The organism is Ruegeria sp. AM7 (assembly GCF_056535965.1).
Window position 1 is genome coordinate 1,171,495 of the sequence record NZ_JBQFJE010000003.1, and the last position, 11,221, is coordinate 1,182,715.

At 55.8% G+C, this 11,221-nt stretch carries 8 protein-coding genes and 1 tRNA gene; 7 read left to right on the forward strand and 2 right to left on the reverse strand.

What is annotated here, in order from left to right:
* Positions 1-55 precede the first annotated feature (55 nt).
* The 5 genes from pdxH to ACR3EG_RS09565 all read left to right on the forward strand — a co-directional run bounded on the left by pdxH (position 56) and on the right by ACR3EG_RS09565 (position 2,988).
* The gene (pdxH, locus tag ACR3EG_RS09545; RefSeq protein ID WP_480495187.1) at positions 56-661 is read left to right on the forward strand and encodes a pyridoxamine 5'-phosphate oxidase; all 606 of its coding nucleotides are present in this window, start codon (positions 56-58) and stop codon (positions 659-661) included.
* Positions 662-803: 142 nt separating this feature from the next.
* Positions 804-1,310 carry a cold-shock protein gene (locus ACR3EG_RS09550; RefSeq protein WP_480495935.1) on the forward strand — a complete coding sequence of 169 codons (507 nt, stop codon included), beginning with the start codon at positions 804-806 and terminating at the stop codon, positions 1,308-1,310.
* A 6-nt stretch (positions 1,311-1,316) separates the two neighbouring features.
* Positions 1,317-1,784, forward strand: a complete 468-nt coding sequence (locus ACR3EG_RS09555; protein ID WP_480495189.1) for a DUF192 domain-containing protein — start codon at positions 1,317-1,319, stop codon at positions 1,782-1,784.
* A 43-nt stretch (positions 1,785-1,827) separates the two neighbouring features.
* Positions 1,828-1,904, forward strand: a tRNA-Pro gene (locus tag ACR3EG_RS09560).
* Positions 1,905-2,025: 121 nt separating this feature from the next.
* Positions 2,026-2,988: a tyrosine-type recombinase/integrase gene (locus tag ACR3EG_RS09565; RefSeq protein WP_480495191.1), complete on the forward strand. Its 963-nt coding sequence runs from the start codon at positions 2,026-2,028 to the stop codon at positions 2,986-2,988.
* Positions 2,989-3,213: 225 nt separating this feature from the next.
* On the opposite strand, the gene ACR3EG_RS09570 is transcribed toward ACR3EG_RS09565, so the two are convergent.
* A complete protein-coding gene (locus tag ACR3EG_RS09570; protein WP_480495193.1) occupies positions 3,214-3,624 on the reverse strand; it encodes a hypothetical protein in 411 nt (136 codons plus the stop codon).
* A gap of 558 nt (positions 3,625-4,182) precedes the next feature.
* Between ACR3EG_RS09570 and ACR3EG_RS09575 the strand changes: the two genes are divergently transcribed.
* Positions 4,183-7,797 (forward strand): vitamin B12-dependent ribonucleotide reductase, encoded by a 3,615-nt coding sequence (locus ACR3EG_RS09575; RefSeq protein WP_480495195.1) that lies wholly within the window; start codon positions 4,183-4,185, stop codon positions 7,795-7,797.
* A 300-nt stretch (positions 7,798-8,097) separates the two neighbouring features.
* On the opposite strand, the gene ACR3EG_RS09580 is transcribed toward ACR3EG_RS09575, so the two are convergent.
* Positions 8,098-9,642, reverse strand: a complete 1,545-nt coding sequence (locus ACR3EG_RS09580; protein ID WP_480495197.1) for a trimethylamine methyltransferase family protein — start codon at positions 9,640-9,642, stop codon at positions 8,098-8,100.
* 414 nt (positions 9,643-10,056) lie between these two features.
* Here ACR3EG_RS09580 and ACR3EG_RS09585 point away from each other — a divergent pair, with 414 nt between their 5' ends.
* Positions 10,057-10,575 carry an outer membrane protein gene (locus ACR3EG_RS09585; protein ID WP_480495199.1) on the forward strand — a complete coding sequence of 173 codons (519 nt, stop codon included), beginning with the start codon at positions 10,057-10,059 and terminating at the stop codon, positions 10,573-10,575.
* Positions 10,576-11,221: the final 646 nt, after the last annotated feature.

The following is an 11,221-nucleotide window of genomic DNA, read 5'->3' on the forward strand; positions in this document are numbered from 1 at the left end:
GCTCGTGGCGGGTTCTGGCCGTAGTGTGGTTAACAAGAGTTTCCAGGGGATGGAAATGAGTGAAAGAGACGGCATTTTTGCTGGCACCGATCCGTTTGAAATCGCGACTCGGTGGCTGGAGGACGCCAAGGGCAGTGAACCAAATGATCCTAATGCGATTGCCTTGGCGACCGTAGACTCTGAAGGGTTGCCCAATGTGCGGATGGTCCTTCTCAAAGAGATCGAGCGGGATGCGTTTGTGTTTTATACAAACTATGAAAGTGCAAAGGCAGCAGAGCTGGACAGCGCTGGCAAGGCAGCTTTCGTGATGCATTGGAAATCTTTGCGGCGTCAAATCCGAGTTCGTGGTACAATTAAGCGTGAAACCGGGCCGCAAGCTGACGAGTACTATGCGTCCCGCTCACTCAAAAGTCGTCTTGGGGCCTGGGCTTCGAAACAGTCACGCCCCCTGAGCAGCCGATCGGCCTTGATGGCTGAAGTTGCAAAAGTTACGGCAAAACTGGGTCCGAACCCTCCGCGTCCGCCGTTTTGGGGCGGATATAGGCTGGAACCAAACGAAATAGAATTCTGGGCCGACGGTGCGTTTCGGCTGCATGACAGGTTCCAATGGCGGCGCGATCAAGCGGGCTCTGGGTGGCAAGTGCAAAGGTTGAATCCATGACTTTCGCGTATCGTGAAATGCAACACTCAGAGATCAAAGGGTTTTTTCGGCTTGAATTTGTGTGCCAATCCCATACACATCGGACCCTTAACAAATTGAAAAAACTCGCGATGGAAACACCGTGCCAGAAGATCTGAACAACATGTACCGCGTTCGCGGGCACGTAAAATGGTTCGACCCCGCCAAAGGTTACGGGTTCGTTGTGTCTGACGAAGGCGGTCCTGATATTCTGTTGCATGTGAACGTGCTGCGCAATTTCGGTCAAAGTTCGGTGGCTGATGGCGCCGGGATCGAGATCATGACGCATCGCACGGATCGGGGTGTCCAGGCAGTTGAAGTGATTAGCGTTGATCCGCCTGTGCGAGCCGACTCGATGTTGTTGGCGGACTTCGCGGAACTTGACCCGGTTGAGATCGCCCAAGCCCCACTTGAGGCGGCACGGGTCAAATGGTTCGACAAAGGCAAGGGATTCGGGTTTGCCAACGTCTTTGGTCGCGGTGAGGATGTGTTTCTGCATATCGAGGTACTGCGTCGGTCAGGTTTGGCCGACCTTCAACCCGGAGAAGCGCTTGCGATGCGTGTCATTGATGGAAAACGCGGACGTATGGCGGCTCAGGTCATGGCCTGGGAAGCGGCGCTGGACGACTGAATCACCATGAAACGGCGGCTGGCGGTTCTGACGACTATTGCAGTTCTTTGGACGAGTTCAGCGTTTGCCGCATGCAGCCCCGACCGGGTTACACTAAGAAATAACAAATCCCAGGTCAGTTTCGATATCGAGCTGGCTGTAAGCCCTCAGGAAAGAGCGCAGGGTCTTATGTTCCGCGAGTCTTTGCCCCAACGGGCAGGGATGATGTTTATTTTCGATCCGCCTCAGCCCGTCGCGTTCTGGATGAAAAACACGCTGATTCCATTGGATATGATTTTTTTGGATCGCAGTGGGTCGGTCGTACATGTCCACAGCAACGCCATTCCTGGCGACCTGACTCCGATTGAGGGGGGAGATTCGGTTTATGCGGTCCTGGAAATCAATGCAGGGCTGGCCGAACGTTACCTGATCACGCCCGGAACTCAGATGCGGCACGAAGTTTTTTCACAAGGTCCTGCAATTTGGCCCTGTTAGGGCTTTTCAAATCAGAACAGCGCGTTTAGGAAGGCGCACGGTCCGGGGCGTGGCGCAGTCTGGTAGCGCACCTGTTTTGGGTACAGGGGGTCGTGAGTTCGAATCTCGCCGCCCCGACCATCTTTTCAATCCTTTAGAAGTGTTGAGGCATTTGCTCCGAGGTTCATTGAACCTCGGGAGCGCCTTTTCTCAGAAGCAGATACTCTCGTCACTCATAGGAACGCCTTGCCGACAAATGTAGTTGCCAAGGCGCTCGTCTGAACTGAGGACGGAAATTTGGCTCAAGCCCCGTCGCTTTGCATTCTTCGGGAAATTTCCGTCATTTGAGCTTCGTTCAAACCAGCGCTCGCCCAAGGATCTTTGGGAATACTACGGAAAATACCTGGCGGATCGGAAAGCGGCGAATGATTTGGCTTACGTCTGGAAATACATCGGCCCTGAACTCGGGTCATTTAGTCCACAGCAAATCAATGATGAGGTTGTTGCCAACTATCTGGAAACAAGGAAGGCAAAATTTGTGCTTCGAAACAATAGGCAGCCATCCAGGACAACATTGCGCAAGGATATCAGTGTATTGCAGGCCGTCCTCAACTTCGCGGCGAAGAAAAAGGTAATCGAAAACGCCATAAAACTTAATAAACCGCCGAAGGGCCGACCCAGGGATCGGTGGTTGGATCTCGACGAGATCGAGAAATTTCTGGAGGCCTGCAAGCAGTCTCCACACATCTATGTGGGTGCCGCGCTGATGTTGTCCACCGGTGGACGGCTTGGTGCAATACTGGAGCTCACATGGGATCTTGTGGATCTACGTGGGCGTACAATTGATCTAAGCGTTGGGGAGGGCGACCACATGAAGAATCGCGCCATTGTGTCCATCAATGATGGTCTTCTCAACGTGTTGACGGAACAGAAACAACAAAGCGACTCCACGTATGTGGTCGAGTATCGACGCAAACGCGTAAAAAAAATCTACAAGGGTTTCAAGGACGCGGCCAAACGCGCAAGCCTGGATGATGTATATCCTCACGCGCTTCGGCATACAGCGGCAGTCCACATGGTCGCCAGTGGGTGTTCAATGGCAAGGGTGTCGCAATACTTGGGGCACGAATCCATTGCTACTACCGAGAGGATTTATGCTCGCTTTGCTCCCAAGCATCTTCACGAGGAAGCCAAAGCCCTCGATTTCATCAAGATTCCCACATAACTAACATGTCGTAGGACGGCGGCCAGGAATGCCCGCCGTCCTACGATGCATGACAGTTGCTCCTAAGTTCAGTGAACCTATCTCCTTTTGCAAGCCAGTGTTTCTAGCGGCAAACGGTGTGAAAATATGGTCATTTGAGCGAAATCGACCTTACTTCCGTGAAGTCCACCTGTTTTGGGTACAGGGGGTCGTAGGTTCGAATCCTGCCGCCCCGACCATTTCTTCTTACAATGTTGGTGATCCACCCATTGCCTGGTAGAGCGCACTTAGCGCTTTATCCAGAGTCTTGCTTTCGACCGGCACCTGCACGGGCGGACCTGTCCTTTGGGGGACATTAAAAAACACTTCGGCATCGATCCTATAGCCAGCAGTGTTTTTGGTCGATGTCAGGCGCATTACGCTTTGCGGCAAGTCCTGAGGATATCCCTCGTAATTGAGAATCAGATAAGCAGTCGTGTCCGGAGGCAAAAGCTCGGCGCATTCAAACACTTGATTCCCGACCCGTTCGAACTGCTCTCCTGGACCGCTACAGCTGACTTCGAACGTATCAAACAGACGCTTTGGATAGTCTTGAAACTGTGCGCTGCGGGTTGGAGTGGGCACATCTTGTGCTGTGCACGCCACGATCAGGCCCATAAAGGATAGGATTCCAAGCCTCGGTATCAATTCCTGCATCCTTGATCTGGCGTTTGGCGCGGTATGCCCGGATGTGTTTGTCCGAAATGGGCCGTGCTGATTCTGCTTCAGTTTAAATACCTTAACGCAGGTTTATCAAATCCCGATAACTGTGCCGGAAATCACAGTTAATTGCGCGTTAGATTTAGTCGGCGACTGACCAATACCGGTGGATGAACTTGTGGAGGAATCGGGAAACACCTCGTTTCACGACGACGTTACTACCCGGTCAACAAAAAAGATTTCAAAAATGACGGAAAAATGACGTTGACGATCTATGGCTGAATACGCCAAATTGTATGGGCCGAATGTGGTGCTACTAAATCTGGTAGAAAATCCAGAGGGTGGCACAGGGCGAGGGTCGGAACGCACATCATAGTTACGTGCAACCGTTGAAACGGAATTTCGTTGCCATCGGCAGCGAAAGGTTCCTTGCGCCCGATTTTCTGGCACGGCCAAAGGTTCGCTTTTTCGAACTTGAGGCGAAAAGGACAAGTGATTGAATCTAGGGCGGCGGACATGAAGATTGACAGAAAATTCACCAAATCAGGACAGGACGCTTATGCGGAGTTGGACTTTGTTTCGGCAACGTCAGAAATCCGTAACCCTGATGGTACGATTGTTTTCCGTCTGGACGATATCGAAGTGCCCTCCAGCTGGAGCCAGGTGGCAAGCGATGTCATCGCTCAGAAGTATTTCCGCAAGGCGGGTGTTCCGTCCAAGCTGAAGAAGGTCAAGGAAAAGGATGTACCTGAATTCCTGTGGCGCTCGGTTCCGGCGGATGGCGCGGAATTCGAAGGTGAGACTTCGTCCAAACAGGTTTTCGACCGTCTGGCAGGCGCATGGGCCTATTGGGGTTGGAAGGGCGGCTATTTCTCAACCGAGGAAGACGCGCGCGCCTATTTTGACGAGATGCGCTATATGCTGGCGACCCAGCGCGCCGCGCCGAACTCGCCACAGTGGTTCAATACGGGCCTACACTGGGCGTATGGAATCGATGGCCCGGCGCAGGGGCATCACTATGTTGACTATAAAACCGGCAAACTGACCAAGTCGAAATCCGCTTACGAACATCCGCAGCCGCACGCGTGCTTCATCCAGTCCGTCGATGATGATCTGGTGAACGAAGGCGGCATCATGGATCTGTGGGTGCGTGAGGCGCGCCTGTTTAAATATGGCTCGGGCACCGGGACCAATTTCAGCCATCTGCGCGCCGAAGGTGAATCGCTGTCGGGTGGTGGTAAATCCTCGGGCCTTATGGGCTTTCTCAAGATCGGCGACCGCGCCGCTGGCGCGATCAAATCAGGCGGCACAACCCGTCGAGCAGCAAAGATGGTAATCGTCGATGCAGATCACCCCGATATCGAGCAATTCATCGAATGGAAGGTGATCGAAGAGCAGAAGGTGGCCTCGATCGTTGCCGGATCGAAGATGCACGAAAAGATGCTGAACGGCATTTTCGAGGCCATCCGCTCCTGGGACGGCGCCGCCGATGACGCCTATGACCCGAACAAGAATGACAGCCTGAAAACGGCTGTGCGCGAGGCCAAAAAGGTCGCAATCCCCGAGACTTACATCAAGCGCGTGCTGGATTACGCGCGGCAGGGTCACGACAGTATCGAATTCCCGACCTATGATACGGACTGGGACTCTGAGGCCTACAGCTCGGTCTCGGGCCAGAACTCGAACAACTCGATCCGCGTGACCAACGCGTTCCTGACGGCTGTTGAGAAAGACGCCGATTGGGAGCTGATCAACCGCACCGATGGCAAGGTCGCCAAGACCGTCAAGGCCCGCGATCTGTGGGAGAAAGTCGGCCATGCCGCGTGGGCTTGTGCCGATCCGGGCATCCAATTCCACGACACGGTCAATGAATGGCACACATGCCCCGAAGATGGTGAAATCCGCGGCTCGAACCCGTGCTCGGAATACATGTTCCTGGATGACACGGCCTGTAACCTGGCCTCGATGAACCTGCTGACCTTCCTAGAGGATGGTGAATTCCAGGCGGCGGATTACATGCACGCTTCGCGTCTGTGGACCCTGACGCTGGAAATCTCGGTGACGATGGCGCAGTTCCCGTCGAAGGAAATCGCGCAGCTGTCTTACGACTTCCGTACTTTGGGTCTGGGCTATGCCAATATCGGCGGCCTGCTGATGAACATGGGCTACAGCTATGACTCGGACGAAGGCCGGGCGATTTGTGGCGCGCTGACCGCGATCATGACCGGTGTTGCCTATGCGACTTCGGCCGAGATTGCCGGTGAGTTGGGCGCCTTTAAAGGCTATGAGCGTAACGCCGATCACATGCTGCGCGTCATCCGCAACCACCGCCGCGCGTCGCAGGGCGTGACCGAGGGGTATGAGAAATTGGCCGTGAAGCCGGTGCCTCTGGACCACGGCAACTGCCCGGACAAACGTTTGATCGACTTGGCCATGTCGGCTTGGGATGAGGCGCTGAGCCTTGGTGAGAGACACGGCTATCGCAACGCGCAGGCCACCGTGATCGCGCCCACCGGCACCATCGGTCTGGTGATGGATTGCGACACCACTGGGATCGAGCCGGACTTTGCGCTGGTCAAGTTCAAGAAGCTGGCCGGTGGCGGTTACTTCAAGATCATCAATCGTTCGGTGCCTTCGGCGCTGGAAAAGCTGGGCTATTCCTCGTCTCAGATCGAAGAAATCGTGGGTTACGCAGTCGGTCACGGCACCATCGGTAACGCGCCGGGGATCAATCACACATCGCTGACTGGTCACGGCTTTGGCCCCAACGAGTTGGCGAAAGTGGAAGCAGCACTGGAAAGCGCCTTCGACATCAGGTTCGTTTTCAATCAGTGGACGCTGGGCGAGGATTTCTGCACCGGCGTGTTGGGCATCCCGGCGACCAAGCTGAATGATCCGACCTTCGACCTGCTGCGCCATCTGGGCTTTACCCGCGCGGATATCGAAGCGGCGAACGATCACGTCTGCGGAACCATGACGCTGGAAGGTGCGCCGCACCTGAAGGAAGAGCACTATTCCATCTTCGACTGCGCCAACCCGTGCGGCAAGAAAGGCAAGCGTTTCCTTGGGGTTGATAGCCACATCACCATGATGGCGGCAGCGCAGAGCTTTATCTCGGGTGCGATCTCGAAGACGATCAACATGCCGAACGACGCGACCATCGAAGACTGCCAGAAGGCATATGAGTTGTCGTGGTCGCTGGGTGTGAAAGCCAACGCGCTCTACCGTGACGGCTCGAAACTGTCTCAGCCTCTGGCCGCTGCGCTGGTCGAGGATGACGATGAAGCGGCGGAAGTTCTGGAAAGCGGTACGCCCGCCGAAAAGGCCGCCGTGCTGGCCGAGAAGGTCATCGAGAAGGTCGTCGTCAAGGAAATCGTCCGCTCGCACCGCGAGAAGATGCCGGAGCGCCGGAAAGGCTACACTCAGAAAGCCATTGTGGGCGGCCACAAGGTCTATCTGCGGACGGGTGAGTATTCGGACGGCTCGCTGGGCGAGATTTTCATCGACATGCACAAGGAAGGCGCTGGCTTCCGGGCGATGATGAACAACTTTGCCATCGCGGTGTCGGTCGGCCTGCAATACGGCGTGCCGCTGGAAGAGTTCGTGGACGCCTTTACCTTCACCAAGTTCGAACCGGCGGGGATGGTGCAGGGCAACGACTCGATCAAGAACGCGACGTCGATCCTGGACTATATCTTCCGCGAACTGGCCGTGTCCTATCTGGACCGCACCGATCTGGCCCATGTGAAGCCCGAAGGCGCGACCTTTGACGATATCGGTCGGGGCGAGGAGGAGGGTGTCTCGAACGTGTCCGAGATCAGTGAAAGTGCGGCGTCCAAGTCATTGGAAGTGCTGAAGCAAATCAGCTCTACCGGTTACCTGCGCAAGCGGCTGCCACAGGATCTGGCTGTGTTCACACCGCAAGCGGATGCAACCGGAATGGCGGAACCTGCCGCCGTGTTCGAAGCGCCTGCTGAAACCGCAGTGGCGACCGGCATGGACGCTCGCACCAAAGCTAAGATGCAAGGGTACGAGGGCGATCCCTGCGGCGAATGCGGAAACTATACGCTGGTGCGCAACGGCACCTGCATGAAATGCAACACCTGCGGTGCGACCAGCGGGTGTAGCTAAGGCAAACGCCCCGTCAGGCGGGGTGTAGGGACCTGGGCTTTCCCCCGAATGCCCGGTCCCGACGAATACGGAAGAAGGCGCCGAGACTTACCGACGATGCCTTTTTCCACTCGGCCGACATGCCCGTGTCGGCCGGGAACAGGGTGGGGCGGAATATTGCTCTTTCCCACTCTCTCACGGGACGGGTGCGCTCGTCCCATGCGCAGTCCAGGCCGCAGGCAAAAAAACACCGGGCGGTCAACGATATGAGCCTGGATGGCGAAACTTAAAGGGGGCCTCGGCCCCCTTTTTTTCATGCAGTTACGTCGGCAAGTGAATGTTGAATTTCGCGCGCAATTGCTGATCCAACAGAGGATCAAAACGAGCGGGCGACGGAGCGGACAAGATTTCCTCTTTCCGGGCCGTGGCCTTGGCGATCAGGTCGGGTTTTCCCAACTCGGCCCATTCCTTGGGTGACGTTCGGTCGCCATAGGTCGGATACACGTAATCCGCTTGCATTCGGCTTAGCGTTGCATCGGTGCCAAGGTAATGGCCCGGGCCGCCCATGCAGACTTCGGCAATCTGGTCGAGCGCCAGTGTTTCATCCGTGACTTCGATCCCACGAACGCAGCGCTGCGCCTGTCCTATAATGTCATCCCCCAGGATCAGGCTTTCAAAACAGAAACCCAGCAATGAGGCGTGCATTCCAGCGGCCTCGTACACCATATTCACGCCAGATAATCCCGCCATGACATTCGAGCACATCTGCTCCCAGCCGGCCTGCATATCTGGCATTTTCGAGTCCGATGCGCCGGCCGCCGCGCCGCCGGGAAGATCATAGAACTGGTGCATTTGTCCGCACCCGGCAGTCAGCAGGGCTTGCTCGCCCGAGCCGATGGACATAGCGCCGGTTCGCAGATCCAACCCAAAGGGCCAGGTGCCAAAAACTGCAGGAGCGCCGGGGCTTACGGCATTTACATAAACCAGTCCGGCCAAGCATTCGGCGGTAGCCTGTGTGATCGCGCCTGCAATGGTCGAGGGGGCCGTCGCACCGGCCATACCTGCGGACAACAACAGTACCGGCATTCCAGCCTTGATACACTCCTCCATCACTTCGCAACTTTCGGTGGCGAATTTCATCGGAGGAACAACGAAACAGTTCGAGTTCGATACAAATGGTCGCTCGCGCCACTTGTCCTCTCCGCCTGCGATCATGTGCAACATCTCAACCGCTGGGGCGACATGGCTGGGCTCTGTGAACGACGTGCCGATGTGTTTGAACGTGCCAGAACAGGCGGCGTACACGGTGTTCAGGTCCATTTCCATGTTGTCCGTGATGTCACGACACACCATAGGGCGTTGAACGAAATGGATATTATCCAATTGCTGACAAATCCGCGCTGCATCGTGCAGGTCCTGAACGGTCGAGTCCCGATACTCCCGACCATGGGCGTCGACCATGCTGACAGCAGCACCCGCGGTGCCATAGTGGACGCGTGTGCCCGCCAGATCGAGATCCATCTGCCCATCGCGGCTGTGCAGGGTCACGGAACGATTGGCATTGGCAATCGTGTCTTCTACCAGCGCCCGTGGAAAGCGAATGCGCCCGTCGTCGCCCAAGGTGCATCCAGCGCCGACCAGATAGTCAATCCCGCTTTGCGGCGCGTCCGCAAGCCCGATCGTTTCAAGCGCGGTCAGCGCGGCCTCGTGTATCTGTTCAACCTGCCGAGGCGTGAGCGGTTTCAGTGTTCCGCCTTCAAGGCCAGGGCGAACGGGGCGCAAGTGATCGGGAAGGGCCGAGGCACGGGCCGCGCGACGTGCGGCGCGGCCGCCGCTGCGAGAAGAGGTACGGGATTGGTCGTTCATATCAAAGTCCGATTGGTGAGTTGCGAGTGGTCTTAGGGCGGTTCAATCCCGGACTGGTCGCCCTCGGGCCGCGCGACCACGATCCGCACCGATGGTGCGGCTGATCAGCCGGATCTTCCAAACGTCACTGTGCATACAGGTCCTCACCTTGTAGCGAACAGTGTTCCAAGTCGAACCGGCTCATTCTGTCCTGTTTGCGACTTCGACGACCAAAAGCGAAACAAACCTCAGTTTTTCAGCGCACAGATTACCCTGGGTAAAGAAATTACCCGCTTGGTCTGGAAATCTGTTATACTTCGGTCACTTATTTAACAGCAATTCGTGATCTCAATTGATTTTTAACGATTGGCTTCCAGTTGTATGGCACTCTGAAAAGAATACTCGAATGTTTTGATGAAAGGCTTTTGTAGTCTAATGAACCATCTGCTGCCCATCATTGTCGCGATGACACTGACCGGCACCAACCCGGCTTTTGCCGAGGATTGGAGCGGGGCTTATGCAGGATTCAGCTTTGGTTATGCGGATGCAGATGGCCCGAACGGCGCAAGCGGTAGTGATTCTAGCTTTGGTCCTCATGTCGGATATGATCACGATTTCGGGAATTTCGTTCTGGGAGGCGAGCTTGAGTACAATCGGCTGTCTTTGAATCTGGGTCAGAACGAAGGTAGTCTGGATAGCATGACCCGCGTGAAACTGCGTGGCGGGTACGATTTCGGATCTGCGCTTGGGTATGTAGTTGTGGGGGCCGCACGAGTGGATTCGTCGGTCGAAAATGACACAGCTGCGGTCTACGGAATCGGTGTTGCCTATCCGGTCACCGATAGATTTGTCATCAGTGGTGAGGCTTTGCGTCAGAACTTTGACGATGTGACCCGTTCAGACGGCGGGTTGGACTCTAATGTGTTTAACCTACGAACGACCTTCCGGTTCTAAGCACTGCTATTTAACTGACGTGCTGGTTGGCCAGATCTTTCGCGAAATCACAGATGGTCTGCGAAGCATAGGAAAAACGCGCGCCCTAGGATGTATCCTGTAGCCGCAGTGCCAAATCTCTCGCCACGCGTTACTGCGATGCGATGTGTATACAGCAGCGCATTTGCGAGCTCTAGATCGCTGAGGCCAGTCGCATGCACATCCGGCATCAGGTACATCGCGCCTTGCGCGGACATTTAGCCTACCGTGGTCTGCGCGCGTGAAATTTCGATTGCCAGAGCTCGTCTGCGGCGGAACGGAGCCACTGTTTCGCACAGCAGGCCCGTGCCGGGAACTGCTTAACAGCCCGTATGGCTTTGCCGTGCGGACAGGTTCATCTCGGCTAGGATCGAAGGATCGGCTCGGATGTTATGCTCGCCAATGGCCAGGACGGTTGCGGCAATCCCCTCGCTGATCATCCGACGCGCGCGGCAGAATAAATCCTATCGGTTACGAACGCGCTCGGTAAGCTGGCTGATGCGCTGCGACAGTTTCATGCGCGACCTCTGCGTGATGCGTTCGGCTGACAGGCCCAGAGGTATAAGTGATTGTCAACGGTTGGGGTAACAAGGCTTGGCGTGATGCGATCTGCGTGATACGAGGGAGG

Excerpts from the sequence above, each read along its gene's own strand:
- ACR3EG_RS09585 (WP_480495199.1), top strand. The coding sequence starts at position 10,057 with ATGAACCATCTGCTGCCCATCATTGTCGCGATGACACTGACCGGCACC.
- ACR3EG_RS09575 (WP_480495195.1), top strand. The coding sequence starts at position 4,183 with ATGAAGATTGACAGAAAATTCACCAAATCAGGACAGGACGCTTATGCG.
- ACR3EG_RS09555 (WP_480495189.1), top strand. The coding sequence starts at position 1,317 with ATGAAACGGCGGCTGGCGGTTCTGACGACTATTGCAGTTCTTTGGACG.
- ACR3EG_RS09570 (WP_480495193.1), bottom strand. The coding sequence starts at position 3,624 with ATGGGCCTGATCGTGGCGTGCACAGCACAAGATGTGCCCACTCCAACC.
- ACR3EG_RS09580 (WP_480495197.1), bottom strand. The coding sequence starts at position 9,642 with ATGAACGACCAATCCCGTACCTCTTCTCGCAGCGGCGGCCGCGCCGCA.
- pdxH (WP_480495187.1), top strand. The coding sequence starts at position 56 with ATGAGTGAAAGAGACGGCATTTTTGCTGGCACCGATCCGTTTGAAATC.
- ACR3EG_RS09550 (WP_480495935.1), top strand. The coding sequence starts at position 804 with ATGTACCGCGTTCGCGGGCACGTAAAATGGTTCGACCCCGCCAAAGGT.